Here is a 26,959-nt window from a genome sequence, read left to right on the forward strand (position 1 = left end):
CGGAGCCGCGACCGCTCGCATAGTAAGGTAAGGATTGCCTAACTCGACAGGGTCAATCCGACTTCAGCGGCCCAAGTCACAACGGCTGAGGTTATGCTCACCTAACCTGCTATCAGGACTGTTCGCGGACCACCGGACGACGGCATGGAGACCGGCAAGTGGCTTCAGGCAGAAGGCTTCGCACCACGGTGCTGGTGACACTGATCACCGCCCTCCTGGTCCTTTTGTCCCTTCTCTCCGTGGCGCTGGGCGCGTTGAGCATCCCGCTCGACCAGGTGGTGCGCTCGGTCCTCGGGCATCCGCCGAGCCGGCTGGTCGACAACGTGATCTGGTCGGTGCGCGTCCCCCGGACCCTGCTCGGCCTGACCACGGGCGCCGCCCTCGGCATGTCCGGCGCCCTGATGCAGGCCCTGACCCGCAACCCCCTTGCCGATCCCGGCATCCTCGGGGTGAGCGCGGGCGCGTCCTTCGCGATCGTCGTGTCGGTCGCGGTGTTCGGGGTCGGATCGCTGTACGGCTACGTGTGGTTCGCGTTCGCCGGCGCGCTCGCCGCGAGCGTCCTGGTCTTCCTCCTCGGACGGCTGGGCCGCTCCGGGGCGACCCCGGTGAAGCTGGCGCTCGCCGGCGTGGCCGTCACCTCGCTGCTGTCGTCGCTGACCAGTGCCGTGGTGCTCACCGACCAGGACGCGCTGGACCGTTACCGCTACTGGTCCGCCGGCACCCTGGCCGACCAGGACTCCGGCGACCTGGTGCGCATCCTGCCGTTCCTCGCGGTGGGCGCGGTCCTCGCCCTGTCCTGCGCCCCGGCCCTGAACAGCCTGGCGCTCGGCGACGACGTGGCCGCCTCCCTGGGCCGGCGGCTGGGTCTGGTACGGCTCCAGGGGGTGACCGCGATCGTGCTGCTGACCGGCGCGTCGGTCGCGGTCATCGGTCCGGTGGTCTTCCTCGGCCTGGTCGTCCCGCACATCGCCCGGCTGCTCGCCCAGTTCGCCGGCATCGGCCCCGACCACCGCTGGCTGCTGCCGCTGTCCGCCGCGCTGGCGCCGGTCCTGCTGCTGTCCGCCGACATCGTGGGCCGGATGGTGGCCCGGCCCACCGAGATCCAGGCCGGTGTCCTCGTCGCCTTCCTCGGCGGCCCGTTCTTCATCGCCCTGGTCCGCCGCCGGAAACTCGCGGAGGTGTGAGCGTGCCCGCACAATCGTCCCCCACCACCGCCGTCTCCGTCCGGCCCACGCTGCGCGACCGGCCGTTCCGGCTGGCCGTGCCCCCGGTGTCCGGCATGCTGCGGCCGCGCCTGGTGCTGACCGGAGTGCTCGTCGGCGTGGGCGCGTTCGCGCTGTTCTGCTGGGGCCTGGCCCTCGGCGACTACCCGGTGAGCCTGCCCGACGTCGTCAAGGCCCTGTTCGGCGTGGGCGACCCCGGGACCCTCGTCGTCGTACGGGACCTGCGGCTGCCCCGCGCCCTGACCGGCCTCCTGGTCGGCCTCGCCTTCGGGGTCTCCGGGGCGGTGTTCCAGACGATGACCCGCAATGCGCTGGCCAGCCCCGACATGATCGGGCTGACCGAGGGCGCCGGCACGGCGGTGGTCGCGGCGGTGGTCCTCGGCTGGTCCGGCGGGCTCGGGCTGTCCACGGTCGGTCTGCTCGGCGCCCTGGCGACCGCGCTGCTCGTGTACGCGCTGGCCTGGAAGGGCGGGGCCACCGGCTACCGCATCATCCTCGTCGGCATCGGCGTCTCCTGGATCTGCACCAGCGCCACCGACTTCCTGGTGGCGCGGGGCAACCGGTTCCAGGCCGAGGAGGCGCTCGGCTGGCTGGTCGGCAACCTCAACGGCCGCACCTGGGGCCAGGTGGACTCCCTGGCGATCGCCCTGGCCGTGCTGCTGCCCGTCACCCTGGGCCTGGGCCTGGGCCGCTGGATGCGCACGCTCCAGCTCGGCGACGACGTGGCCGCCGGGCTGGGCACCCCCGTCCAGCCGGTCCGGCTGGCGCTGCTGCTGACCGGGGTGGGCCTGGTCGCCTTCGGCACGGCCGCGGCGGGACCGGTGGCCTTCGTGGCCCTGGCCTGCCCGCAGATCGCGCTGCGGCTGGCCGGCACCTCGGCACCGCCCCCGCTCGTCTCCGGTCTCACCGGTGCGTTCGTCGTCCTCGGCTCCGACCTCCTCGCCCGCGAGGCGGTCCCCGGGACGGAACTGCCGGTCGGGATCGTCACCGGCGCCCTCGGCGCGCCGGTCCTGCTGTGGCTGCTCGTCCGCGCCAACCGCGCGGGATCTGGAGGCTGATCCCATGTCGACCACCGCCCCGCGCACCCCGGGCTCCCCAGAACAGCCTGCCCCCGGACCCGAGTTGCGGGCCCGCGGCCTCCATCTCGCCTACGACGGGCGGCCCGTGGTGGCCGACCTCGACCTCACCGTGCCCACCGGCCGGATCACGGCCATCGTCGGCGCCAACGCCTCGGGCAAGTCGACCCTGCTGCGCGCCCTCGCCCGGCTGCTGGCCCCGCGCCAGGGCGTCGTCGAACTGGACGGCACCGCCCTGCGCTCCATCGCCACCCGCGAACTCGCCCGCAAACTCGGCATCCTGCCGCAGACACCGGTGGCGCCGGAGGGGCTGACCGTCGCCGACCTGGTCAACCGCGGGCGCTCCCCGCACCAGACCTGGTGGCGGCAGTGGTCGGCGGCGGACGAGGAGGCGGTGCGGGCGGCGCTGGCGGCGACCGGCCTGACCGAGCTCGCGGACCGGCCGGTGGACGAGCTCTCCGGCGGCCAGCGGCAGCGCGCGTGGATCGCCATGGCCGTCGCCCAGGGCACTCCCGTGCTGCTCCTGGACGAGCCGACGACCTATCTCGACCTCGCCCACCAGATCGACGTCCTGGACCTGGTCACGGACCTCAACCGGCGCGAGGGCCGCACGGTGGTGATGGTGCTGCACGACCTCAACCAGGCCTGCCGGTACGCCGATCACGTCATCGCCATGAAGGCCGGCCGTATCGTCGCCGAGGGCCCACCGGCCGAGGTGGTCACCGAGGCGACCGTCGAGGACGTCTTCGACCTGCGCTGCCGGATCACCCCCGACCCGGTCAGCGGCACCCCGATGGTCATCCCACTCGGCCGCCACCACGACGGTGGCGACGCCCGAGACGGCGACACCCGCGACGGCGGCACCCCCCGCGGCGAGGGCACCCGCGACGCCGAGGGCGCGGTACCGGCCGCGGTCGACTGACCGGCCCACCGGGACGACGTCCGGGGCGGCCCGCCCCGCCGGAAGAACCCGCGCGGCAGGCCGACCCGGCACACTCGCGGACGCCCGCGAACGCGGCCCCGGCCGGTGCCGGAGCCGCTCGGGATGCCGCCCCTGCGAGGGGCGCCCGGCTCAGGGACGCGACGTCAGATACCCGCCCATGGTGCGGAAGTAGTCCGCCGCCGCGTACTCCGTGCCGTCGTCCGTGCGTACCCGCCGGACCAGCAGTCCCCGTCCGCGCCCCGTGTGGGCGTCGGCGCCCGCGACGACGACCACACCGTCGCCCTCGCGGATGAAGATCCGGCCCGGAGTGCCGCCGTAACGGCCCTCGGAGACGGCGGCGGAGACGATCCTGAGCCGCTCGCCGCGGTGGAAGGCGTAGGCGTTCGGGTACGGGTCCGACTGGGCCCGCACCAGGCGCTCCAGGCGCTCCGCGGGCCAGGTCCAGTCGATGCGGCTGTCCTCCAGGGACCGCTTGTGGAAGAAGCTGGCGCGGGTGCGGTCCTGCGGCACCCACTGCCCGGCGTCCCGGCCGGCGGCGATCAGGTCGAGCGACTCGCGCACGATGGGCGCGATCAGGCCGACCGTGCGGTGGAAGAGGTCGGTGGCGGTGTCGGCGGGGCCGACCGGCACCGAGCGCTGCACCAGGACGTCCCCGGCGTCGAGTTCGGTGTTCATGCGGTGCGCGGTCACCCCGACCCGCTCCTCGCCGTTGATCAGCGCCCAGATGATCGGGGAGAACCCGGCGTAGGCCGGCAGCAGGGAGTCGTGGATGTTCAGGGTGCCGTGCGGGGGCAGGTCGAAGAGCTCCGGGGGCAGCCAGGTCCGCCAGTTGTTGGCGACGATGATGTCCGGCCGGGACTCCCGTACGGCGGCGAGGAGTTCGGCGTCGTCGGGGCGGTCGCGCAGCAGCACCGGGACGCCGTGCTTCTCGGCCAGCTCGGCGACGTTGTCGTCCCAGATCTTCTCGTAGGCGTGCTCGCTCCTCGGATGGGTGACGACGAGAACCACCTCGTGATCGGAGTCCAGCAGCGCCTGAAGCGTGCGGTGACCCCAGGTCTGGTAGCCGAGCATGACGACCCGCATGACGGTCCTTCCCTTCACTGACTCCATTGCTAGGTAAGCCTTACCTTATCTAGCATGGGTCTGCCTGAGGGAGGCGATGCAAAGGTGAAATCACCGGTCATGGGTTCCGACGTCGTCCACGACATCATCGGAATCGGTTTCGGCCCGTCAAATCTCGCTCTGTCCATAGCGGTTGAGGAGCACAACGCGGGTCTCGCGGCGGACAGCCGTCTCAACGCCCTGTTCCTGGAACGGCAGCCGCGGTTCGGCTGGCACCGGGGCATGCTGATCGACGACGCCACGATGCAGGTCTCCTTCCTCAAGGACCTCGTCACCCTGCGCAACCCGACCAGCGACTACAGCTTCCTCTGCTTCCTGCGCGAGCAGGGCAGACTGATCGACTTCCTGAACCAGAAGACCCTCTTCCCGCTGCGGATGGAGTTCCACGAGTACTTCGAGTGGGCGGCGGCGCGGGTCGCGCACCAGGTGTCGTACGGCAGCGAGGTGGTCGCCGTGGACCCGGTGCGCGACGACGACGGCCGGGTGACGTTCTTCGACGTCACCTGCCGTGACACGGCCCGCCCGGGGACCACCGTGATCCACCGCACGCGCAACATCAGCGTGGCGATGGGTCTTGAGCCGCATGTGCCGCCGGGGTTGGAACTCGCCGAACGGGTCTGGCACAACAGCGAGTTGATTCCGCGGGCCGAGCAACTGGCCGCGACGGGTGCGCCGGTGCGGCGGGCCGTCGTGCTCGGTGCCGGGCAGAGCGCCGCCGAGACGGTGGACTACCTGCACCGCACGTTCCCGGACGCCGAGGTCTGCTCGGTCTTCGCCAAGTACGGCTACACGCCCGCGGACGACAGCCCGTTCGCCAACCGGATCTTCGATCCGGAAGCGGTGGACGTCTACTTCTCCGCGCCGTCCGCGGTCAAGCAGTCCCTGCTGGACTACCACCGCTCCACCAACTACTCGGTCGTCGACATGGACCTGATCGAGTCGCTGTACGCCACCACGTACCGGGAGAAGGTGGCGGGCCGGGAGCGGCTGCGCTTCCTCAACGTCTCCCGCGTCCGCGAGGTCGCGCCCGGCACACCAGGCGCGGACGGCACGGACGGCGGTCTCGACATCACCGTCGAGTTCCTGCCCACCGGCGAACAGCAGACGCTCCCCGCCGACGTCCTGGTGCTCGCCACCGGCTACCGGCCCCGGGACCTGACCTCGCTCATGGGCGACGCGGCCAAGCTGTGCCTCAAGGACGACGGCGACGAGATCCGGGTCGGCCGGGACCACCGCGTCGAGACGGTGCCGGAGGTCACGGCCGGCATCTACCTCCAGGGCGGGACCGAGCACACCCACGGGCTCACCAGCACCCTGCTGTCGACCGTGGCGGTCCGGGCGCAGGAGATCCACGGATCCCTGCTGGCCGACCGGGCGACGGCGGCCTGACCCGCCGCGCTGCTCCACCACGCGGTCACCCCGCACTCCCGTGGCCCGGACGGTACGGTCCCGTCCGGGCCACGGGGCTTTCCCATGCACGGGGACTGCCGCGGCTCCTTCGGCCGGCGGGCGGTGCCGGTACGGCCCCGGCGGGTCGTGTCAGTACGGCCCTGGCGGGTCGTGTCAGTACGGCCCCGGCGGGCGGTGTCAGTACGGTCCGTGGGTCCAGCGGCCGGCCGTCATCGTGGCGTGCACCGGCATCGCGCGCAGGGTGTCCGGGTCCGCCGCCGACGGGTCCGCGTCCACGACCACCAGGTCGGCGGGGTCGCCGACCCTGATGAGCCGGCGCCCGCGGGCCGCCGCGGCCAGTGCGTCCCGTACCGGCAGGCGCTGTTCCGGGTGCCAGGCGGGGCGGTCGTCGTCGGTGCGGGCGACGGCCGACGCGATCGCGAGCCAGGGGTCGAGCGGTGAGACGGGGGCGTCCGAGCCGAACTCCAGCCGCGCCCCGGCGGCCAGCAGGTCGGCGTACGCGAAGGCGCGGCCGGTGCGTCCCGCCCAGTACCGGTCCGCCACGTCACGGTCGTCCGTCGCGTGCCGGGGCTGCACCCCTGCCGTGACGCCCAACTCGGCGAAACGCGGAAGGTCTTCGGGGCTCAGCAGCTGCGCGTGCTCGATCCGGCCGCGGCAGCGCACCGCCTCGAAGGCGTCCAGGGCGACGGTGTTGGCCCGGTCGCCGATGGCGTGCACCGCCGGCTCGATGCCGTGGGCGGCGGCCCGGCGCATGATCCGTACCAGCTCGTGCGGTGCCGTCTGCTCGATGCCGTGCGAGCCGTCCGTGCCCTCGAGACCCGGGTAGGGGTCGCGGCACAGCGCGGTACGGGTGTTGAGCGAGCCGTCGGTGAAGAGCTTGAGCGGGCCCACCCGCACCAGGCCGTCGGACGCGCCGATCGCAGAGCCGGTGCGCAGCCCGCGTGCCACGGCCGCGTCCAGGTGGCTCGGGTAGACGGCGGCGGACACCCGTACGGCCGGCGGGAACCGTGCCGAGCGCCGCTCCCAGGCGCCCACGGTGTCGCCGTACTGGAAGTCGACGACCCCGGTGACCCCGCGTGCGGCGGCGGCCCGGCAGGCGTCGGCGACCCAGCCGTCCAGTGTCTCGGCCGGCACCTCGGGCAGGGCCGAGAGGACCTCGTGCCCCTCCGCCTCCCGGATCAGTCCGGTCGGGTGGTCGCCGCGGCCGGCCAGGGCCAGGCAGGCGGAGTTCAGCCACACGGCGTGCAGATCGGCGCTGACCAGGGCGACCGGCCGGGCCGGCAGGGCCGCGTCGAGGAGTCGCTTGTCCGGGGCGTCGGGCCAGAGCCCGTCCCGGAAGCCGTATCCGAAGAGCACCGTCCCCGCGGCGGGCGCGGTGCGGCCGTGGGCGCGCACCCGGTCGGCGACCTCCTGGGCGGAGGCGGTCCCGGAGAGGTCGAGCCGGCGGCGCGCGCTCGCCCACTCGGCGAGGTGGACATGGGCGTCCCAGAGTCCCGGCAGGAGGACGCGGCCCTCCAGATCGAGGACCTGCTCCCCCGCGGCCGGTCCGGCGGACTCCGCGGCCCCCTGTTCCGGGACGACGTGGGTGACCCTGCCGTCCGCCACCCGCACGGCGACCGGCGGTCCGCCCGCCCCCAGCCGTACCCGGGCGAGCGTCACCGGCTCCGGCCGGCGCGGGATGGTGGCGAAGTCCGTCATCGAGCCTCCTTCTGTGGCGGCACACCCGCCCGGAGCCGTGCCGCCTCGGACAGGGCCGTCGACCGGGACCGTCAAACTTAGGGTCACCTTACCCAATCCCGACCACCGTGGTCCCCGATCCACCCGCGGAGCCGGGGACGGTGGTCCGCTGATCGGAACGGCGCATGACGCACGGCGTCCGCCCTTCCACTCTGGTCGTCCAGGCAGGAGCGAAGGGCCTGGGCGCCACCGGCCGCCCGTCCGGCGGCCGCGCCACGGGGAACGGGGAACGGCCCACGGCCCGCGGCGGCCGGCGGGCGCGCACGAGCCGCTCCGCGAGAGCGTGCACCGCGCCCTGCCCGCCGCGCACTTGACCGACACCACGAAAGGAGGCGGCGCGAGGTGTCCACATGCCGTGGAATCGACCTGTCCGTCTATCAGGGGGCCCAGGACTGGAAGGCCCGCGCGGCGGAGGGTGTGGTCTTCGCCTTCGCCAAGGCCAGCGAGGGCGAACACACCCACGACCAGCGCTTCGCCCTGCACGTCAAGGGCATCATCGAGGCCGGGCTGGTGCCCGGCGCCTACCACTTCGGCTGGCCCAACCAGGACGTCGCCGCCGAGGCCGCCAACTACGTCGCCGCCGTACGGCCCTACGCCCGCCCGGGGTTCGTGCACTGGCTCGATCTGGAACGCAGGGCCGACGGCGCCAACTACGCGGGGACGACGGCGGGCGGGATCCGGGCGTACGCCACCGCGTGGATCGCCAAGGTGCAGGCGGCGTTCCCCGGCCAGCAGGTCGGTGTCTACACCTCGGCGAGCGATCTGGCCGCCGGCCACGCGCCCGCCACCGTCCCGCTCTGGTACCCCGCCTACCCCTGGTCCGGAGCCGCGACCTACGCGCAGGCCGAGGCGCACCCGAAGCCCGGCCCGTCCGGCAGATCACCGCTGTTCTGGCAGTTCACCTCGACTCCCCTCGACCGATCCATCTGCTACCTGAGCGAGTCCGCGCTGCGCGCGTGGGCCGCCGGAACGGAGACAGACATGGCGCTCACCACGGACGACATCGACAAGGTCGCGGCCGCGGTCGTCGCGAAGCTGGTCGCGGGCGGCGGTGTGCTGGAGACACAGGACATCAGCAACGTCGCGTCGGCCACCGCGAAGGCGGTCCTGACCATGGACGGGGTGATCGCGGCCCCGTCCGACGCGCCGGACGCGAAGACCAACCAGTACTGGGCTCTCCAGTCCTACGTGAAGGACACCAACGCCCGCCTGCGGCTGATGCAGGCGACGGAGGCGGCACAGAGCGCGGCCGTCGCCCAACTCACCACCGCCTTCGCGGCGTTCGACAAGTCGATCGACGTCGCCGCGCTGGTCGCCTCGGTCACCGCGGCGATCGAGGACGCCGTGCGCAAGGTCGTCATCCACCTCGACCCCGCTTCCTGACGTCCGGGACAGGCCTCCTCATGAACCTCTTCACCAGCTTCATGCGCACCGTCGTACCGATCGTGGCCGGACTGGTGCTGACCCTCCTGGTCCACCTCGGCGTCCGGTTCGATTCGGCGTCCGTGGCGAGCGTGGTCACGACCGTCCTCACCGGGGCCTACTACACGGTCTTCCGGCTCCTCGAGAACCTCGCGGTGAAGATCCGCTCCCGGCCGCTCGCGACCGTCGCCGGCGTCTTCCTCGGCTGGGCGACCCCGCCCGACTACCCGACGGCGGAGCACCGGACGGCACCCGCCCCGGCCGGTCCCTGACGGCCGGCGACACAGGCCCGCGGCCTGGCCGGAGCCGCCCCCCCTGTAACCCAGGGAGCCGGTTCGGGCCGGGCCGCCATGGCGTCCTCGGCGGCGGTTCCCGGGTCCGGGTCGTCCTGTCGGTGAAGTCCGACGGTCATCGGTGGCGTCCGACGAGTTCGGTGAGGTCCGGCGGGTCGAGGTCAGGTGACTCGGGCGCCGATCACGTGCCCGATCCCGAAGACGGCCGCGGCGGCGAGGGCGCCCACGAGGAGCTGGCGGGCCCCCGAGACCAGCGGGGTCCGGCCGTTGAGCACGCCGATCACCCCGCCGACGGCGAACAGGGCGCTGCCGGCCAGGGCGACGGCGAGCAGCAGGGCGGCCGTCCCCGAGAGGAAGAGGTAGGGCAGGACTGCCATCAGCGCGCCGACCGCGAACGAGGCGAGGCTGGACAGCGCCGCCGACCACGGTGACCCCAACTCATCCGGGTCCAGCCCGAGTTCCTCGCGGACCATGGTGTTCAGGGCGGTGTCGTGGTCCCGCATGATGGTCGCCGCGACGTGCCGGGCGTCGTCCGCGTCCAGTCCCTTGTCCCGGTAGACCTGGACGAGTCCCGCCTCCTCCGTGCCCGGGTCCCTGCGCAGCCGGCCGGCCGCGACCGCTATCTCCCGCTCGTAGGCCTCGCGTTGGCTGCGCATGGAGATGTACTCGCCGGCAGCCATGGAGAACGCTCCGGCCAGCAGTCCCGCGACCCCGGCGAACAGGACCGCCGTGCCCGGGACGCCGGATCCGGCGAAGCCCATCACCAGGGCCGTGTTGGAGACCAGGCCGTCGTTGACACCGAACACGGCGGCGCGCAGCGCGCCGGAGCGGTCGCCACGGCGCGTCCGCTCGCCCCGGTCGGCCGCCCGCCCGTCGGCGCCCTCGGCGGAGATCCCGGACCCGACGCTCACCGTGCCCAGGTGAGCGGGATACGTCTGCTCGGATGACGTCAGCGACATCGCCGTACTCCGATCCTCGAAGGCTGTCATCTCCGACGGTGAACACCGATCCTCCGGCCATGCACCGTCGTACTTGCCAACGCGCCGGGAGTTCCGCTCTATCCCGCTTGGGGCGGATAGTCGAAGATGTTCGTTATCTCCGGGGGAGATGGGTCGCCGTCGCTCCGGCGGTGCCCGGCGTGACTCCCGTCCGCAGCCGTGATGGCATACCGGCATGGAGTTGCGGGAGTTGCGCGCGTTCGTGGCGGTGGCGGAGGAGGGCGGTCTGTCGGCCGCCGCCCGGCGGCTGCACGTGAGTCAGCCCGCGCTGTCCCAGACGATCGGCGGACTGGAGCGGCAGCTGGGGGTGAAGCTGCTGGTCCGCGGAAGCAGCGGGGTGACGGCCACCGAGGCCGGGACCGCACTGCTGGGCGAGGCACGGGCGGTGCTGGCCCGGCACGACCAGGCGGTGCGGCTGATGGCCGGGTACGCCGGCCCCGGCGGCGGGGCGCTGCGCCTCGGGATCCCGCTGGAACTGCCGCCCGGCCTGCTGGATCCGGCGCTCGCCGAACTCGCCGAGGCCTGTCCGGAGACCCGGGTGCAGGCCCGGCACCTGTCCACGGCGGAGCAGCTGACCGCGCTGCGCGCCGGTGAGCTGGACGTCGGCTTTCTGCGGGAGCGACCGTCCGGGCCGGAGTTCGACGCGCTGCTCGTCGTACGGGAGAAGCTCGGTGTGCTGGTCGCCGCCGAGCAGGCCGCCGAACTCGCCGGGCCCGACGGCATCCCGCTCGACGCGCTCGCGGCCCTGCGGTGGGTCGGGTTCCCGCGCGCCGGCAGCCCCGCCTGGTACGACGAGCTGACCGCGGTCCTGCGCGGCCATGGCCTCGATCTCGGCCCCGAGGCCCCCGAGGGGCAGACGCTGATCGCCGACGTGAAGCTGGCCGCGGTCGCGTCCGGGCAGGCCTTCGCACTGGCCCCGCCGGACTGGCGGCAGCCGCTGCCCGACCATGTGACGTGGTCGCCGCTGGTCGGACAGCCGCTGGTGCGGCGCACCTGGGTGGTGTGGCCGGCCGACTCGCGCCGCCGGGACCTGGGCCGGTTCATCGCCGCACTGGACCGGCCGGTGCGGGAGTAGCAGCGGGCGGCGCCCGCACCGGCACCCGTGTGTCAGACGGCCGTACGGCCGCCGTCGACCGGCAGGATCGCGCCCTGTACGAAGCTCGCCGCGTCGCTCACCAGGTAGGCGATCGCCTCGGCGATCTCGCGCGCCTCGGCGGGCCGGCCGGCGGGTGCCTGTGCGGCCAGGGTGTCCAGGTCGTCGCCCATGACGGCCGTGCCCTCGGTGCGGGTCGGGCCGGGCTCCACGGCGTTCACCCGCACCCCTTGCGGGCCGAACTCGGCGGCCCACGACTTGGTCAGCAGGTTGACCGCCGCCTTGCTGGACGCGTACAGCGCCATCCCCGCGACACCGAACTCGGCGACCATGGTGCTGATGTTGACGATGGCGCCCCGCCCGCGTTCGGCCATGGCCGGGGCGAGCTCCCCCACCAGGTAGAACGGCGCCTTCACGTTCAGGTCGTAGACGGCGTCCACCTGGTCCGCGGGCGTCTGCGCGGTCGGTCCGAACGGGAAGACGCCGGCGTTGTTGACGAGGATGTCGACATGGCCGCCGCCCAGTGCGACGGCCTCGCGGGCCAGATGCCGTACCGAGTCGGCGTCCCGCAGGTCGGCCGCCAGGAAGTCCGCCTTGCCGCCGTGCTCCCGGACGGCGGCGACCACCTGTCCGCCGCGGTCCGCGTCCCGTCCCGCGACCAGTACATGCGCCCCCCGCTCGGCGAGCAGCGTCGCGGTCGCGGCGCCGATACCGCTGGTCGCGCCGGTCAGCAGGGCCACGCGTCCGGTCAGATCAGCAGAACTCATGAGGTGTCCTTAAAGTGTGGAAAGTGGGGCGAATCCATCGTCCCGCCGCCTCCTCCACGAGGCGACGGGAGTCCACAGCGGCCGCAGCGCCTCCGCGATTCCGTTCTCCCCATCGGCGGATCCGATGGCCGCCATAAGCGCGCGGCCAGAGGCGGCGCTTATGGCGGCCATTCACCGGGCGCATGGCCCTGCCGCGATCAACTGCACACGTCCCTCGGTTACACGACCAGGACGGCTCGGGGCCCCGCGGCCCGGAACAGTTCGCAACAGTTCGGACCGGCACCGATCGCCATGTGAGGCAGCAATGAGCGAACCGAACGCAGAACCGAACACGGAACGGAACACAGAACCGAACGCAGGACCGCACACAGCACCGGGCGCAGCGCCGGGCGCGACCGACGAGATCGGCACGTACGACGTGATCGTCCTGGGTGCGGGTCCGGTCGGGCAGAACGTCGCCGACCGGGCCCGGGCCGCCGGGCTCTCCGTGGCCGTCGTGGAGCGGGAACTCGTCGGCGGCGAGTGCTCCTACTGGGCCTGCGTCCCCAGCAAGGCACTGCTGCGGCCGGTCCTCGTGGTCGCCGACGCCCGCCGCGTGGACGGCGCCCGGCAGGCCGTCACCGGACGTCTCGACGACGCCGCCGTCTTCGCCCGCCGCAACCGGTATGTCACCGACTGGGACGACAGCGGTCAGGCGCTGTGGGTCAAGTCCATCGGCGCCGACCTCTTCCGCGGCCACGGCCGGCTCGACGGGCCGCGCCGGGTCACCGTCACCCGGGACGACGGGGCCCGGCAGACCCTCGTCGCCCGGCACGCGGTGGCACTCGCCACCGGCAGCCGGCCGGCGCTGCCCGACGTCCCGGGGATCGAGGAGGCCCGGCCCTGGACCAACCGACACGCCACCGACTCCAGCACCGTGCCCGGCCGGCTCGTCGTGGTCGGCGGCGGCGGGGTCGGCGTGGAGATGGCGACGCTGTGGCAGGGGCTCGGGTCACGGGTCACCCTGCTCGCCCGGCGGCGCCTGCTCCCCCGCATGGAGGCCTTCGCCGGGGAACTGGTTGCCCAAGGACTGACCGAGGCCGGCGCGGACGTGCGGATCGGCGTGCAGGCGACCGCGCTGCGCCGCCCGGACCCGGACGGACCGGTGACGCTCACCCTCGACGACGGGAGCGAACTGGAGGCGGACGAGGTCCTGTTCGCCACCGGACGCACCCCCGGCACCGACGACATCGGCCTGGAGACCGTGGGCCTGACCCCCGGGTCCTGGCTGGACGTGGACACGACCTGCCTGGTCGACGGGGTCGAGGGGGCGTGGCTGTACGGCCTCGGCGACGTCAACCACCGCGCGCTCCTCACCCACCAGGGCAAGTACCAGGCGCGGACCGCCGGTGACGCCATCGGCGCCCGTGCCGCCGGGCGGCCGCTGGACGACGGGGACTGGGGCGACCACGCCACGACCGCCGACCGGCACGCCGTTCCCCAGGTCTTCTTCACCGACCCGGAGGCGGGGGCGGTGGGCCTGACCGCCGGGCAGGCGGCCGCCGCCGGGCACCGCGTCGAGACGGTCGACCTCGACCTCAACGCCGCCCAGGGCGCCAACCTCTACGCCGACGGCTACACCGGCCACGCCCGGCTGGTCGTCGACGTCGACCGGGACGTGCTGCTCGGGGTGACCATGGTCGGGTCCGGGGTCGGCGAACTGCTGCACGCGGCCACCGTGGCGGTCGCCGGCGAGGTCCCGCTGAAACGCCTCCGGCACGCCGTCGCGCCGTTCCCCACGGTCAGCGAGATCTGGGTGTTCCTCGTCGCCGCGTACCGGCGGCAGCGGGAGCAGGCGGACGCGGGCTGACGCCCTGCCGACCGCGCCGGGCAGGATCCCGCAGGCCCCCGACGGCACAGACGGCGGCGCGCCGCGGCTATCCGGAGCCGACCACCGCCCGGACGGCGGTGCCGACCTGCTCGGCGACCTTCTCCGGGCTGGACGCGTCGAGCTTGCCGTCGAGGTGCAGGAACGCCAGCCCGTGCACCAGGGCCCACACCGCGGTGGGCAGTCCGTCCGGGTTCCCGCCGGGAAAGGCCTTCCGGACGAGCGTGTCGACGTACGCGGAGAGCACGGCGGCCGCCTCGACCCGCTCGGCGCTGCCGGGGTCGCAGGGCTCCGCGAACATCGCCCGGAACAGGGCCGGGTGGTCGAGGGCGAACCGGACGTAGGCCACGGCGACGTCGACCAGGTCGTCGGGGGTCGAGGGCGCGGGATGGGCGGCCGCGAGACTCACGGCGAGTTCGCGGTAGCCCTCCGCGGCGACGGCGGAGACCAGTGCGTCGCGGTCCGCGTAGTGGCGGTAGGGGGCCGTGGGCGAGACCCCCGCCCGCCGTGCCACCGCCCGCAGCGACAGCGCGCCGCTGCCGTCCTCCTCCAGCAACTCCCGGGCGGCGCGCAGGCAGGCGGCCCGGAGATCGCCGTGATGGTACGAGTCGCTCGGTGGTGGCATGGGGTCACCCTCAGGGATATTTACGCTGCTGACATTACCGGCCCGATGTGAATGCCGTACACATGAGGGGCGCCGCCCATATTTTACGGCTGCGCCGAGGAGCCCCCCGGGGGCTGGCTACCCGGGGGCTGGCTACCCGGGGGCGGCCTCACACCGCCAGCGCACAGACCACCGACGGGACGGCGGCCGTGGCGACCGGCTCGCCGAGAGCGCCCGAGTCCAGGACCGGCAGTGCGGCCAGGGTGCCGCTGTGCTGGTTGGCGACGAGGAGGTGGCCCGGGACCGCGGTCAGACCGCGCGGCCAGGTGCCGCCGCACCGCGTCTCGCCGAGCGGCACCAGGGTGGTGCCGTCGGTCCGGAAGGCGGCCACGGTGTCGGCGCCCCGGTTGGTGACCCAGACGGACCGGCCGGAGACGACGATCCCGCCGGGCTGGTTGGGCACCCCGGCGGCCGTGGCGGGCACCCGGGACAGCTCGGCGAGGGTGCCGGTCTCCGGGTCGTAGCGATGGCAGGTCACCGTCGAGGAGAGCTCGTCGGCGCTGAACACCAGGTCGCCCGCGGGCGCGAACGCGAGGTGCCGGGGCCCGGAGCCGGGCCGCATCCTGTTCACGGCCGTGCGGTGCAGGGTGCCCCGGACCGGGTCCAGGCGGTAGGTGAACACCGCGTCGGCACCGAGGTCGGTGGCGAGGAGGAACCGGCCCGCCGGGTCGACGAGGACCTGGTGGGCATGGCTGCCCTCCTGCCGCCCCGCGACCGGCCCGGAGCCCCGGTGCTCGGCCACGTCGACGCGGCCGGCGATCCGGCCGGCCGCGTCCAGCCGGTGCACGGCGACCGTGCCGGGCAGGGTGTCGGTGCCGTAGTTCGCGGTCAGCAGCCAGTCGCCGCCGGGGTGGACGGCGAGGTGGCAGGGGTTGGCGCCACCGCTGCCGACGGGTGCGCCGAGGGCGGTGATCCCGGCGGCGCCGACGGCGAAGGCGGAGACGGCGCCCTCGGTGGACTCATGGGTGGTGTAGACCACGGGGAGGTTCGGGTGAGCGGCAAGGAAGGAGGCACCGCTCGCGGGGACCGGCGGAGCCTCGGTGGTCAGCACCGGACCGGCCAGGCGCAGCGGGGTGAGACCGACGCCCTCGCCCCCGGTGTCGGGGGTGTAGGAGCCGGCGAGAACTGTGGGCATGGGGTTCCTCGGGTCGGTCGGCGACGCGGTACACCGCTCAGCGCAGCACGTCGTCATGGTGGTCGAGCAGGGCGAGTTCGGTGCGCCGGGGCAGGCCCTCCCAGTCCCCGGCGGTGGTGACGGCGAACGCGCCGAGCCGGGCGGCGGTACGCAGCCGGCGCTCCGGCTCCTCACCGGCCAGCAGTTCGGCGAGGTAGCCGGCGACGAAGGCGTCCCCGGCGCCCACGGAGTCGTGCACACGCACGGGCAGCGCGGGCTGCCGGTAGGGCACCCCGTCCAGGAGCGCGTACGCCCCCTCGGCTCCGAGTTTCACCACGGCGCCGCCCGGCCCCAGCTCGCAGAGCCCCTTGGCGAGCTCCTCGGGCTCGCGCAGGTCGGGCACCACGAGCCGGGCCTCGTGCGGCCCCGCGAACACCAGGTCGCTGTCGCGCAGCAGCGGCAGCACGGCCCGCCGGGCGTCCTCCTCGCTCCACAGCAGGGAGCGGAAGTTGATGTCGAAGGAGACGAGGACACCGGCGTCCCGGGCGATCCGCACCGCACGCCGGACCGCGCTGGCGGGGGCGTCACCGAGGGCCGGGGTGATCCCGGTGAGATGCAGGACCGCGGCGCCGGCGACGACCTGTTCGGGGATGTCCTGGGGCGCGAGCCGGACCCCGGCGGTGGCGGTGCGGTAGTAGCGCATGCGGTGGTGGGTGCCGGTGCGCCGCTCCTTGAGGAGCAGGGAGGTCGGCGCGGGGTCGCGGACGGCCAGCGCGGTGACGCCCTCGGCGCGCAGTTCGCGCAGCACGAGTTCGCCGAGCTGGTCCTCGCTGACCCGGCCGATCCAGGTGGCCCGCCCGCCGAGCCGGCTCACCCCGACGGCGACGTTGGACTCGGCCCCGGCGATCCCGAGGCGCAGCTCGGTGCCCATGGCGAGCGGACCGGGCTCGGCGGCGGAGAGGACGGCGAGGGTCTCGCCGACGGTGACGAGGTAGGGCTGGGGCGACGCCTCCGGGGCGGACTGGGGTGACGCCTCCGGGGCCTGTGCGTCGTTCGCGGAACCGTTCACAGGCCGCCCTTCCCGGCCCGTGGCGCGGACCTGACCGTCTCCAGCAGGGCGCGCGCTCTCCCGGTGAGCGCGTCGAGGGCGGCCGGGTCGCCGGGGGTGCGGTCCGCTCCGCGCAGCAGCGGGTTGCCGACGCCCACGGCACAGGCCCCGGCGGCCAGGTAGCCGGCGGCCTCGTCGAGGCCCACGCCGCCGACCGCGACGAGCGGGATCTCCGGGAGCGGGGCGCGGAGTTGCCGCAGGTGCGCGGGGCCGCCCGTGGAGGCTGGGAAGAGCTTGACGGCGGCGGCGCCGGCCCGCCAGGCGGTGGCCACCTCGGTGGGCGTCCAGGCGCCGGGATAGAAGGGGACTCCGAGGTCGGCGGCGGCGCGGACGACGTCGGGTTCGACGTTGGGGGCGACCAGGAACTGCGCGCCCGCGGCCACCGCGTCCCGCAGGTCGGCCCGGGTCAGGACGGTACCGGCGCCGACCGCGACGTCGCCGCCCAGCTCCGCCCGGATCCGGGTGATCGCGTCCAGGGCGCCCGCGGTGGTGAGGGTGACCTCCAGGCAGGTGACCCCGCCGGCGGCGAGCGCGCGGGCCACGGCGGGCAGTCCGGTGGCGTCGGCGGAGCGGAGGATGGCCATCGCGCGGGTGTCTGCCAGCTGGGGCGTGAGGGCGGGGCGCAGGATCGTCACTTGACCGCCCCCGCGGACATGCCGGCCACGACCTGGCGCTGGAAGAAGACGAAGATGACCAGCAACGGCAGCACCCCGAGCAGGGCGGCCGGGAACAGGGTGGTCGGCTGCACGGTGTGCGGGTCGATGAAGGAGTAGGCGTTCACCATGACGGTGCGCTTGCCCGGGTCCTGGAGGAACACCAGCGGCACCAGCAGGTCGTTCCAGATCTGCAGGGCGACGAAGGTCAGCAGGGTACTGGTGACCGGCCGCAGCAGCGGCAGCACCACGACGAAGAAGGTGCGGAAGGCGCCGCAGCCGTCGAGTGCGGCGGCCTCCTCCAGGTCGACCGGGATCGAGCGGATGAAGCTGGTGTAGAAGAACACGGCCAGCGGCAGGTTGATCGCGGTGTAGATGAAGACGACGCCCGCGTAGGTGTCGAGCAGGTTCATGTCCCGCATCAGCAGGTACAGCGGCGCCACCACCACGAAGACGGGGATGGAGGTGCCGAGGATGAACAGCCGGTACACCGCCGTCGACCAGCCCGCGGTGATCCGGGCCAGCGGATACCCGGCCAGCGAGCCCAGCACGGTGATGCACACGCACGAGAGCCCGGTGATGAGCAGGGTGTTGAGGGTGCTCGGCCCGTAGTGGATCTGGCGGAAGGCGTCGCTGAAGTTCTTCAGGGTGAAGGTGTGCGGGATGCCCAGCGGGGAGCGGGCGACGTCGGCGGCGGTGCGCAGCGAGGTGACGACCGTGAAGAGGAACGGCAGCACGAAGAGCACGGTGCCCACCCACAGCAGGGCGGTGCCGAGGCCGCTGCCCAGTCGGCCGGTGCGGCGCGGGGTCCGGGGACTGACGGCACGCGCGGTGGCGGGGAGTCGGGAGGTCTCAGAGGTCATGGTGGCGATCCGTCCGGTTCGATCAGGTGCGGTACGACGTGACAGGCGCCGTCACACGCGCCGTTCGCGCAGCCTGAGCAGGGAGTTGGTGGCGCTGGACAGGACGACCACGGTCACCAGGAGCAGCACCGACAGCGCGACGCCGAGGGCGAACTTCCCGCCGCCGAAGATGTTCCGGTACACCAGCAGGGTCAGGGTGTCGGTGGCGCCGGCCGGGCCTCCGTTGGTCAGGACGAGCGGGAACTCGAAGACCTTCAGCGAGCCGATCAGGCTGAGGGTGACGTTGACGGTGAGGGCGGGGGCGAGCAGCGGCCACTCGATGCTGCGGAACCGCCGCCAGCCGCGGGCGCCGTCCAGCGCGGCCGCCTCCAGCAGTTCGGTCGGCATGCTCATGTAGCTGGCGAGGAAGATCGCGCAGGAGTAGCCGGTGAACATCCAGATGTTGACGGCGGCCACCGCGTACAGCGCGGTGTGCGGGTCGCCCAGCCAGACATGCCGGAGGCTGCCCAGCCCGACCGCGTCGAGCAGGCCGTTCAGCCCGCCGCCGGGTGCGAGCAGGTACGACCAGATGAAGGCGGCCATCACCGGGGAGATCAGGGTCGGTGTCAGCAGGACGACGTTGAGCGCCTGGCGGACCCGGGGCCGGCGGAACAGCATGGACGCGAAGAGCAGCCCGAGGCCGTTCTGCACGACGACGACCACCGCGGCGTAGAGCACGGTGTGCCACAGGGCCGCCGAGACGGCGGGGTCGTCCGCCATGGCCCGGTACTGCTGGAGCCCGACGAAGTGGGCGACCGGGCCGCCGAGGCTGTCCGTGAAGCTCAGGTACAGGCCCCGGACCAGCGGATACAGCATGAAGACGCTGTACACGGCGATCGCCGGGAGCAGGAAGGCGGCCATGGTGGCGCGCCGGCGGTGGAACACGGGGATCGATCCTCCTTGGCCGGGGGCCGCGGTGGGGCGGGCGACAGGGGCGGGGAAGCGGCCGCACCCGCACCGCGGCGGTCCCGGGACGGGACGGGGCGGCCGGTCTACTTGGCGGAGGCCGCCGTCTGGATGTCCTTGAGGGTCTGCGCCTCGGAGGCCTGGCCCAGCAGGTAGGCCTGGATCTTGGAGCCGACGGTGGTCTCGGCGGTGGCGCCGTACCAGGAGTTGGACGGCAGCACCCGGTAACGGCCGTCGTTGAAGGCGGCGTTGAAGGTCTTGGTCTCCGTGGCGTCCGGGGTCGTACCGCCGGTGAACGGCGACTCGGCGTGTTCGGCGTCCAGGTACTTGGCGAGGTTCTCGCTCTGCGACCAGAAGTCCACGTACTGCTTGGCCGCGTCGGCGTGCTGCGACTGGGAGTTGACGCCCCACATGGTGCCGGAGAAGAGCATCGCGTTGGGCTCGGTGCCGGCCGCGCCGGCCGGCCAGGGGGTGAACTGGACCGGGAAGCCGGCCTTCGCGACGTTGGAGACCTGCCAGGCGCCCTGGTACCAGAAGGCGCTCTTGCCGGCGCTGAAGTCCTGCGGGCCCTGCGACCACTCGTCGACGCCGAGCTCGTTCTTCCAGCTGACGTACCCCTTCGCCTCAAGGGTCTTGAGCTGCTCCAGCGAGGACTTCCAGTCGGTTCCGAAGGAGGTCTTGCCGGCCAGGAAGTCGGCGTCCCACTGCTTGTTCTTCTGGTAGACGAGCGTGGAGCCGATCGCCTGGAAGGTGGAGCTGCCGGTCCAGCCGGACTTGTCGGGCAGCGCGATCGGGGTGATGCCGGCCTTCTTCACCTTGGCGAGGTCGGCGAGGAACGTCGGCCAGTCCGACGGGACTTCGGTGATGCCGGCCTTCTTCAGCAGGTCCATGTTGGCGTACAGGCCGATGCCGATCAGCTCCATCGGCATGGCCAGGACCTTGCCGTCACTGGTGGCGAAGGGCTTGGCGGCGTCGGAGATGCTGCCCGCCCAGGACTCCTTGGAGAGGTCGGCGAGGTAGCCGGAGGCGCCCCACTTGTTCATCTTGTCCGTGTCGACCATGATCACGTCGCCGGCCTTGCCGCCCAGCAGCTCGGGCTGGAGCTTCTGGGTGTAGGTGTCGTTCGCGGTGATGTACTCGAAGTCGACCTTGATGTCGGGGTGCGCCTTCTCGAAGGCCTTGTTGATCTCCGCGACGTTCGCGGGCTCCGCGCCGCCGCCCTTCCAGGCCTCGACCTTGATGTGCACCTTGCCGTCCGCGGAGGACGAGCCGGAGCCACCGCCACAGGCGGCGAGCGTGGTCGCCAGGGCGGCGACCGTGGTGGCGACTGCGAGCAGTCTCCCGGAGCGCTTCATTGCACACCTCACCCATTCGTCGGCACAGGCCGACATCTCGTTGTTGATTGCGGGACGACCAGACCCGGTCGACATTCGATATCTCGAACCAAGTCTGGGATTACGAACACAGTGGGGGGAAGCGGGGGGAGCAGGAGAGGGGACGTCGGACGGATCGGACCGGTCGGGGTTGTGCACGGTCCGGAGGGTCGAGCCGGTCGGGGTTTCGAACCGGTCGCCGATGGCGAGTTTCAGCCCTGCCGTTTCGGTAGGTTCTGCATGGATATATCACTGATATCCACTTGAGGAAACCGGTTGACCAAGACTTCGGCGAACGCTAGGTTGCGGCGCCAGAAGGTGTCAAGAGGCCAAACACAACCGACCACTTGGAGGAACCTCAGTGCCCGATCAGCCAGTACGGGCCAGGCTGGTGGATGTCGCCAGGGAAGCCGGCGTCTCCAAGGCGACCGTGTCCAAGGTGCTCAACGGACGGCAGGACCTGTCCGTCCGCCCCGAGACCAGAGCGCGCATCCACGAGGTGGCCGAGGCCCTCGGCTACCGCCCGCACTCCGGTGCCCGCGCCCTGGCCGGCGCGAGCACCCACGCCCTGGCCCTGCTGGTGCCGTCCCTCGGCAACCCGACCTACGTCACCATCTCCCGCGGCGCCTACCAGCGCGCCCGTGAGCTGGGCTATCTCTCCCTGCTCGCCGAGGACTTCGACGGGCAGGAGGCCGACGAGACCTTCAACGACCTGGTCAAGGAGGGCCGCGTCGACGGGCTGCTGATCGCCTCCGCCCGCCCCGGCCATCCGCTCCTGGAGACGCTGCGCCGCAGCCCCGTCCCGCACGTGTTCCTCAACCGCGCGGTCGAGGGCTCGGGACGCAACGTCACCATGGACGTGGCCCGTTCCAGCGTCACCGCGCTCGACCACCTGCACGAGCTCGGCCATCGCGTGGTGGGCCACGTCTCGGGGCCGACCGGCATCACGCCCAGCGAGGACCGCAGGCAGGCGTTCCTGGACCGCGCCGGTGAGCTGGGACTGCTCGCCGCGCCGGTGGCCTCCGGTGACTTCACCGAGGAGGGCGGCGCCGTGGCCGCCCGGGCCCTGCTCGCCCCCACCGACACCCGACCCCGGGTCACCGCGCTGTACACCAGCTCGCTGGCCCAGGCGATCGGCGCGCTGCACGCGATCGGCGAACTCGGCCTGCGGGTACCGCAGGACGTCTCCCTGGTCGGCAACGACGACCTGCCGGTCGCCGGCTACCTCACCCCACCGCTCACCACGGTCGCGATGCCCCTGTACGACCTGGGCACCGCCGCCGTCGACGCCCTGGTCGCCGAGATCGAGGGCAAGTCCCCCGGGGACGTGGTCGTCCCCACCGAGCCACGGCTGGTCCGCCGCGGCTCCACCGCTCCCCCGGCCGAACCGGGCGGAAGACCCGACTGACGAACCTAACGGGAAGACCGAGCCGCCGGTCGCACCGAGAGGAACCCCATGAGCCGCACCGTCCCCACCCGCTTCGCCGGGCGCACCGCCCTGCTCACCGCCGCCGCCTCCGGCATCGGCGCCGCCACCGCCCACCGGCTGGCCGGCGAGGGCGCGGCCGTCCTGGTCACCGACGTGGACGAGGAGGGCGCCGCCCGGGTCGCCGAGGAGGTCCGCGCCAAGGGCGGCGACGCCCGCCACCGCGCCCTCGACGTGACCGACCCCGACGCCTGGCCGCACGCGGTCCGGGCGGCCGAGCAGTGGACCGGCCGCCTGGACCTCCTCCACCTCAACGCCGGCCGCAACCTGCCCGGCGCGATCCACGAACTCGACGACGCCTCCTGGCACAGCCATCTCCGCCTCGCCCTCGACTCGGTCTTCTACGGCTGCCGCGCGGCCGTGCCCCTGCTCTCCGCCTCCCACGGCGCGATCGTCGTCACCTCGTCGGTCCACGCGGTCCTCGGCTTCAGCGGCTTCCCCGCCTACGCGGCCGCCAAAGGCGGAGTCACCGCGCTGGTACGGCAGCTGGCGGTGGAGTACGGCGGCCGGATCCGCGTCAACGCGGTCGTACCCGGGGCCGTCGACACCGGCCTGTGGGTGGACGCCCCGGCCGACTACCGCGCCCGGACCGCCGCCCGCACCCCGGTCGGCCGTATCGGCGAACCCGAGGACATCGCCGCCGCCGTCGCCTTCCTCGGCTCCGCGGACGCGGCCTTCATCACCGGCCAGAACCTGGTGGTGGACGGCGGCCGCAGCATCAGCGCCCACGAGTAACGCGCAACTCCCCCTTCCTCGTACGTCACCGCCCCGGGCCGTCGTGCCCGCGGACCCGGAGGTCCCGCACCATGAAAATCACCGGATACGAGCTGTTCTTCGTCGAGCCGCGCTGGCTGTTCCTGCGCGTCGACACCGACGAGGGCGTCTCCGGCTGGGGAGAACCCATCGTCGAGGGCAAGGCGCACACCACCGCCAAGGCCGTCGAGGAGATGTTCGACCACCTCCTCGGCCAGGACCCGGCCCGTATCGAGGAGCACTGGCAGACGCTCGCCAAGGGCGGCTTCTACCGGGGCGGCCCGGTGCTCAGCAGCGCCCTCGCCGGCATCGACCAGGCCCTGTGGGACATCGCCGGCAAGACCCACGGCGTCCCCGTGCACCAGCTCCTCGGCGGCCACGTCCGCGACCGCGTCCGCATCTACGGCTGGCTGTACGGCGAGACGCCCGAGGAACTCGCCGAGTCGGCGGCGGACCAGGTGGCCAAGGGCCTGACCGCCGTGAAGATGAACCCCTGCGCACAGCTGGAACCGCTGGCCACGCCGGCCGCGATCGCCGCGATCGTGGACCGGGTGACGGCCGTCCGCGAGGCGATCGGCCCCGACCGGGACCTGGCGCTGGACTTCCACGGCCGCTTCAGCGGAGCGATGTCGCGGCGGGTCCTTCCCTACCTGGAGCCGCTGCTGCCGATGTTCGTGGAGGAGCCGGTGCTGCCGGAGTTCACGCGCGACCTCGGCGAGGTCGTCCGTGCCACGTCCATCCCCATCGCCACGGGCGAACGCCTCTTCTCCCGCTGGGACTTCCGTGACGTCCTCGGCGACGGGATCGCGGTGGCCCAGCCCGACATCAGCCACGCGGGCGGCATCTCGGAGACCCGCAGGATCGCTGCGCTGGCGGAGACCTACGACGTCCTCGTCGCCCCGCACTGCCCCCTCGGCCCCATCGCCCTCGCCGCGAGCCTCCAACTCGACTTCGCCGTCCCGAACTTCCTGATCCAGGAACAGTCACTGGGCATCGGGTACGGCGACAGCAGCGGGTTGCTGGGGTACCTGGCCGACACCTCGCCCTTCGAGGTGAAGGACGGCTACATCGACCGGCTGACGGGTCCGGGTCTGGGCATCGAGATCGACGAGGCCGTCGTCCGGGAGGCGGCGCAGAAGGGCCACCGCTGGCGCAACCCGGTATGGCGGAACAGGGACGGCTCGCTGGCGTCCTGGTAGCGGATCGGCCGCGGGCCGGTGGGGGCTGGTCGCGCAGTTCCCCGCGCCCCTTTGAGGTGGGACCAGCGGCCCCACCTTCTCGGGGGCGCGGGACTGTCTCAATTTGCGGCTCCGCCGCGTGGGCGCGACCAGCCACAACGCACCGGCACCCGCGGCCGGTCCCGCACCCCACAAGTTCCGGACGGGTCCGCGGCAACGGACCCGCCCGGCTTTCGGAGGACACTCACTCTCACCAAGGAGCGCCGCAATGAAGCGTCGCAGATCAACCTCAAGTACGGCCAGTCGAACAGCCCGCGTGCTGACTCTTCTGGCCACCCTGGCCGGCGCCCTGCTCGTCCCGGCCACCGCCGCACACGCCGCCGGCACCGCCTACTACGTCGACTGCTCGGCATCCAGCAACGGCACCGGCACCCAGGCCAGCCCCTGGAACGCGGTCGGCAGCGTCAACGGCACCACCTTCGCCGCAGGCGACAGCATCCTGTTCAAGGCCGGCACCACCTGCACCGGCCAGCTCTCCCCGGGCGGCTCGGGAGCCTCGGGCAGCAACATCTCGATCAGCTCCTACGGCTCCGGCGCCAAGCCGGTCATCGACGCGGCCGGTGCCACCGGCGCGGTCGTCAAGCTGCTCAACCAGCAGTACTGGGACATCGGCGGCCTGGAGCTGGTCGACAACGCCTCCTCGCCCGCCTACCGCTCGGGCGTCCTCGCCGAGAACAGCTCCGGCGGCGTCCTGCACCACATCCGCGTGCACGACATGTACATCCACAACATCGCGGGCTACGGCGGCGGCTGGTACTCCACCAACGCGGGCGTCGGCGTCCAGACCGACCACACCACCCCGGTCTCCACCTGGGACGACGTCGTCGTCGAGAACAACACCTTCGACCACGTCGACCGGATCGCCGTCGCCGTCACCCCCGACGGGGACGGCCAGGGCACCGGCCTGACCACGAACACCGTCATCCGGGGCAACACGATGACCTACGACGGCGCCGACGACATCCTCGTCGTGAAGAACGACGGCGCCCTGATCGACGGCAACAAGGCGGGCTACGGCGGCGCCAAGTCCACCTGCCCGCCGTCCGGCCAGTACTGCAACGGCGCCTCCGCCGGTATCTGGATGTCCGGCAGCAGCAACACCGTCGTCCAGAACAACGAGGTCTACTGCCACGTCAACGGCGCCGACGGCACCGGCTTCGACGTGGACTGGGGCAACCACAACACCACGTTCCAGTACAACTACAGCCACCAGAACCTGGGCGGCTTCCTGCTGGTGATGCCCCCGTTCACCATCGCCAACGAGCCCACCTCCACCGTCCCCAGCGACGGCACGGTGGTCCGCTACAACATCAGCGAGAACGACGGCAGCAACTCCGGCTGCCCCACCTCCGGCACCCAGACCCACGGCGCCGGAGTCCTGCACTTCGTCGGCGGAGTCCCCAACCAGAGCGGCAGCTCGTCCGCCGTCCCGCTGTTCTACAACAACACCTTCTCCGTCCGGGACGGCCTGAGCACCCCGATCCTGTACTCCCGCTCCGGCACCTCCATCAGCGGCGCCCTGTCCTTCCAGAACAACGCCGTCTTCAACTACGGCTCCGGCAACTACTTCACCACCACCGGCACGTCGACCTACTCCAACAACCTCTTCTACGGCAACCACCCGTCCCGCGAGCCCGCCGACGCCGCGAAGGTGACCGCCGACCCCGAGTTCCGCAACCCGGGCAACGCCGGCACCTCGTCCTCGTACACCGGCAAGAACGCCTACCAGGTGCACGCGTCCTCCCCGGTGATCCGGGCCGGCACGGTGATCAGTTCCAACGGCGGCTACGACGCCTTCGGCAACGCCGTCTCCGCGACGACCGCCCCCAACATCGGCGCCTACAACGGCACCGGCGGCAACCTGCTCTCCAACGCGGGCTTCGAGACGGGGGCGTTGAGCCCGTGGACGCAGGCCAGCGGCAACTCCTCCTCCGTGACCGCGGCCAACGCCCGCACCGGAAGCTACGCGCTCACCACGACCGCGAGCAGCAGCGGCGCCAACCAGGCCCTGACCGGCCTCAGCCCCAGCACCACCTATCTGCTGACCGGCTGGGCCAAGGTCGCCACCGCGGGTGAGACCCTCGCGATCGGCGTGAAGAACTTCGGCGGCACGGAGACCTACACCAACATCGCCACCACGTCCTACAGCCAGGCGGCCGTCCTGTTCACCACCGGCTCGTCGAGCACCACGGCGACGGTCTACTGCTGGAAGAACTCCGGCGGCAGCGGCGCGGGCTACTGCGACGACCTCGCGGTGGAGCCCCTGTCCTCCGCCGCCAACGCCGTCACCAACCCCGGCTACGAGACCGGCGCCCTGACCCCCTGGGCCCAGTCGACCGGTACGGCGTCCAGTGTGGTCGCCTCCAACGCCCGCTCCGGCACCTACGCGCTGCAGACCGGGGTCAGTGCCAGCGGCGCCATCCAGACGGTGAGCGGTCTCACCTCCAGTGGCACCTATCTGCTGGTCGGCTGGGCCAAGGTGGCCACCGCAGGTGAGGAGGTCGCGGTCGGCGTGAAGAGCTTCGGCGGTACGGAGACGTACCTGCGGACCTCGACCACGTCCTACGCCCAGCAGCCGATCTTCTTCACCACGGGCGTCTCCACCACCTCCGCCGGGGTCTACTGCTACAAGAACTCCGGTTCGGCGGCCGGTTACTGCGACGACTACTCAGTGATCAAGCTGTCGTAACGGCAGCGGCGACGAGCGGGCGGGGGGGGGGGGGGGGCCGCCCCCCCCCCCGCCCCCGGCCCCCCCCCCCCCCGGCGGTCCGCCCCACCCGGAGAGAATAAGAAAGGGACGGGGGGGGAATA

Annotated in this window: 23 protein-coding genes; 12 read left to right on the plus strand and 11 right to left on the minus strand. The window is 72.7% G+C overall.

Features of this window, described 5'->3' with window-relative positions; all coding sequences use genetic code 11:
• The first annotated feature begins 158 nt into the window (after positions 1 to 158).
• The 3 genes from ACFWPQ_RS18310 to ACFWPQ_RS18320 all read left to right on the plus strand — a co-directional run bounded on the left by ACFWPQ_RS18310 (position 159) and on the right by ACFWPQ_RS18320 (position 3,221).
• The gene (locus ACFWPQ_RS18310; RefSeq protein ID WP_384035214.1) at positions 159 to 1,184 is read left to right on the plus strand and encodes a FecCD family ABC transporter permease; all 1,026 of its coding nucleotides are present in this window, start codon (positions 159 to 161) and stop codon (positions 1,182 to 1,184) included.
• Positions 1,185 to 1,279: 95 nt separating this feature from the next.
• Positions 1,280 to 2,281: a FecCD family ABC transporter permease gene (locus tag ACFWPQ_RS18315; protein ID WP_384035407.1), complete on the plus strand. Its 1,002-nt coding sequence runs from the start codon at positions 1,280 to 1,282 to the stop codon at positions 2,279 to 2,281.
• Positions 2,282 to 2,285: 4 nt separating this feature from the next.
• Positions 2,286 to 3,221, plus strand: a complete 936-nt coding sequence (locus tag ACFWPQ_RS18320) for an ABC transporter ATP-binding protein (RefSeq protein WP_384035217.1) — start codon at positions 2,286 to 2,288, stop codon at positions 3,219 to 3,221.
• A gap of 150 nt (positions 3,222 to 3,371) precedes the next feature.
• Here ACFWPQ_RS18320 and ACFWPQ_RS18325 read toward each other — a convergent pair whose 3' ends face one another.
• Positions 3,372 to 4,325 carry a methionyl-tRNA formyltransferase gene (locus tag ACFWPQ_RS18325; RefSeq protein WP_384035220.1) on the minus strand — a complete coding sequence of 318 codons (954 nt, stop codon included), beginning with the start codon at positions 4,323 to 4,325 and terminating at the stop codon, positions 3,372 to 3,374.
• A gap of 84 nt (positions 4,326 to 4,409) precedes the next feature.
• On the opposite strand from ACFWPQ_RS18325, the gene ACFWPQ_RS18330 reads away from it, so the two are divergent.
• Positions 4,410 to 5,753 (plus strand): lysine N(6)-hydroxylase/L-ornithine N(5)-oxygenase family protein, encoded by a 1,344-nt coding sequence (locus ACFWPQ_RS18330; protein ID WP_384035223.1) that lies wholly within the window; start codon positions 4,410 to 4,412, stop codon positions 5,751 to 5,753.
• Positions 5,754 to 5,951: 198 nt separating this feature from the next.
• Here ACFWPQ_RS18330 and ACFWPQ_RS18335 read toward each other — a convergent pair whose 3' ends face one another.
• Entirely contained in the window at positions 5,952 to 7,472 is a 1,521-nt protein-coding gene (locus ACFWPQ_RS18335) for an amidohydrolase (protein WP_384035225.1), read from the minus strand.
• Between the two features lie 381 nt (positions 7,473 to 7,853).
• Here ACFWPQ_RS18335 and ACFWPQ_RS18340 point away from each other — a divergent pair, with 381 nt between their 5' ends.
• The gene (locus ACFWPQ_RS18340) at positions 7,854 to 8,894 is read left to right on the plus strand and encodes a glycoside hydrolase family 25 protein (RefSeq protein WP_384035227.1); all 1,041 of its coding nucleotides are present in this window, start codon (positions 7,854 to 7,856) and stop codon (positions 8,892 to 8,894) included.
• Between the two features lie 20 nt (positions 8,895 to 8,914).
• Positions 8,915 to 9,205, plus strand: coding sequence for a hypothetical protein (locus tag ACFWPQ_RS18345; RefSeq protein WP_384035229.1), 291 nt, complete (start codon positions 8,915 to 8,917; stop codon positions 9,203 to 9,205).
• A 182-nt stretch (positions 9,206 to 9,387) separates the two neighbouring features.
• On the opposite strand, the gene ACFWPQ_RS18350 is transcribed toward ACFWPQ_RS18345, so the two are convergent.
• Complete coding sequence (locus ACFWPQ_RS18350; protein ID WP_384035232.1) at positions 9,388 to 10,185, minus strand: VIT1/CCC1 transporter family protein; 798 nt, start codon at positions 10,183 to 10,185, stop codon at positions 9,388 to 9,390.
• Between the two features lie 214 nt (positions 10,186 to 10,399).
• On the opposite strand from ACFWPQ_RS18350, the gene ACFWPQ_RS18355 reads away from it, so the two are divergent.
• Positions 10,400 to 11,299: a LysR family transcriptional regulator gene (locus ACFWPQ_RS18355; RefSeq protein ID WP_384035235.1), complete on the plus strand. Its 900-nt coding sequence runs from the start codon at positions 10,400 to 10,402 to the stop codon at positions 11,297 to 11,299.
• 32 nt (positions 11,300 to 11,331) lie between these two features.
• Here the strand turns inward: ACFWPQ_RS18355 and ACFWPQ_RS18360 are convergent, their stop codons facing one another.
• Entirely contained in the window at positions 11,332 to 12,084 is a 753-nt protein-coding gene (locus tag ACFWPQ_RS18360; RefSeq protein WP_384035238.1) for an SDR family NAD(P)-dependent oxidoreductase, read from the minus strand.
• A gap of 304 nt (positions 12,085 to 12,388) precedes the next feature.
• Between ACFWPQ_RS18360 and ACFWPQ_RS18365 the strand changes: the two genes are divergently transcribed.
• A complete protein-coding gene (locus tag ACFWPQ_RS18365) occupies positions 12,389 to 13,933 on the plus strand; it encodes a dihydrolipoyl dehydrogenase family protein (RefSeq protein ID WP_384035240.1) in 1,545 nt (514 codons plus the stop codon).
• Positions 13,934 to 14,000: 67 nt separating this feature from the next.
• Here the strand turns inward: ACFWPQ_RS18365 and ACFWPQ_RS18370 are convergent, their stop codons facing one another.
• The 7 genes from ACFWPQ_RS18370 to ACFWPQ_RS18400 all read right to left on the minus strand — a co-directional run bounded on the left by ACFWPQ_RS18370 (position 14,001) and on the right by ACFWPQ_RS18400 (position 20,653).
• Positions 14,001 to 14,576: a TetR/AcrR family transcriptional regulator gene (locus ACFWPQ_RS18370; RefSeq protein ID WP_384035243.1), complete on the minus strand. Its 576-nt coding sequence runs from the start codon at positions 14,574 to 14,576 to the stop codon at positions 14,001 to 14,003.
• 148 nt (positions 14,577 to 14,724) lie between these two features.
• Entirely contained in the window at positions 14,725 to 15,750 is a 1,026-nt protein-coding gene (locus ACFWPQ_RS18375) for a lactonase family protein (RefSeq protein WP_384035246.1), read from the minus strand.
• Positions 15,751 to 15,787: 37 nt separating this feature from the next.
• Positions 15,788 to 16,798, minus strand: a complete 1,011-nt coding sequence (locus tag ACFWPQ_RS18380) for a sugar kinase (RefSeq protein ID WP_384035249.1) — start codon at positions 16,796 to 16,798, stop codon at positions 15,788 to 15,790.
• A complete protein-coding gene (locus tag ACFWPQ_RS18385; protein WP_384035252.1) occupies positions 16,795 to 17,472 on the minus strand; it encodes a bifunctional 4-hydroxy-2-oxoglutarate aldolase/2-dehydro-3-deoxy-phosphogluconate aldolase in 678 nt (225 codons plus the stop codon). The genes ACFWPQ_RS18380 and ACFWPQ_RS18385 overlap by 4 nt, the downstream gene beginning before the upstream one ends.
• A complete protein-coding gene (locus tag ACFWPQ_RS18390) occupies positions 17,469 to 18,353 on the minus strand; it encodes a carbohydrate ABC transporter permease (protein ID WP_384035255.1) in 885 nt (294 codons plus the stop codon). The genes ACFWPQ_RS18385 and ACFWPQ_RS18390 overlap by 4 nt, the downstream gene beginning before the upstream one ends.
• A gap of 51 nt (positions 18,354 to 18,404) precedes the next feature.
• Positions 18,405 to 19,277 (minus strand): carbohydrate ABC transporter permease, encoded by an 873-nt coding sequence (locus tag ACFWPQ_RS18395; RefSeq protein ID WP_384035258.1) that lies wholly within the window; start codon positions 19,275 to 19,277, stop codon positions 18,405 to 18,407.
• Between the two features lie 107 nt (positions 19,278 to 19,384).
• Positions 19,385 to 20,653: an ABC transporter substrate-binding protein gene (locus ACFWPQ_RS18400; protein WP_384035261.1), complete on the minus strand. Its 1,269-nt coding sequence runs from the start codon at positions 20,651 to 20,653 to the stop codon at positions 19,385 to 19,387.
• Between the two features lie 379 nt (positions 20,654 to 21,032).
• Between ACFWPQ_RS18400 and ACFWPQ_RS18405 the strand changes: the two genes are divergently transcribed.
• From ACFWPQ_RS18405 to ACFWPQ_RS18420, 4 genes are all read left to right on the plus strand, one after another.
• Positions 21,033 to 22,079 carry a LacI family DNA-binding transcriptional regulator gene (locus tag ACFWPQ_RS18405; RefSeq protein ID WP_384035264.1) on the plus strand — a complete coding sequence of 349 codons (1,047 nt, stop codon included), beginning with the start codon at positions 21,033 to 21,035 and terminating at the stop codon, positions 22,077 to 22,079.
• A 48-nt stretch (positions 22,080 to 22,127) separates the two neighbouring features.
• Entirely contained in the window at positions 22,128 to 22,892 is a 765-nt protein-coding gene (locus tag ACFWPQ_RS18410) for an SDR family NAD(P)-dependent oxidoreductase (RefSeq protein ID WP_384035267.1), read from the plus strand.
• 71 nt (positions 22,893 to 22,963) lie between these two features.
• A complete protein-coding gene (gene dgoD / locus ACFWPQ_RS18415; protein WP_384035270.1) occupies positions 22,964 to 24,109 on the plus strand; it encodes a galactonate dehydratase in 1,146 nt (381 codons plus the stop codon).
• A 295-nt stretch (positions 24,110 to 24,404) separates the two neighbouring features.
• Positions 24,405 to 26,837 (plus strand): carbohydrate binding domain-containing protein, encoded by a 2,433-nt coding sequence (locus ACFWPQ_RS18420; protein WP_384035272.1) that lies wholly within the window; start codon positions 24,405 to 24,407, stop codon positions 26,835 to 26,837.
• Positions 26,838 to 26,959: the final 122 nt, after the last annotated feature.

The organism is Streptomyces sp. NPDC058464 (genome assembly GCF_042721035.1).
Classification (GTDB): Bacteria; Actinomycetota; Actinomycetes; order Streptomycetales; family Streptomycetaceae; genus Streptomyces.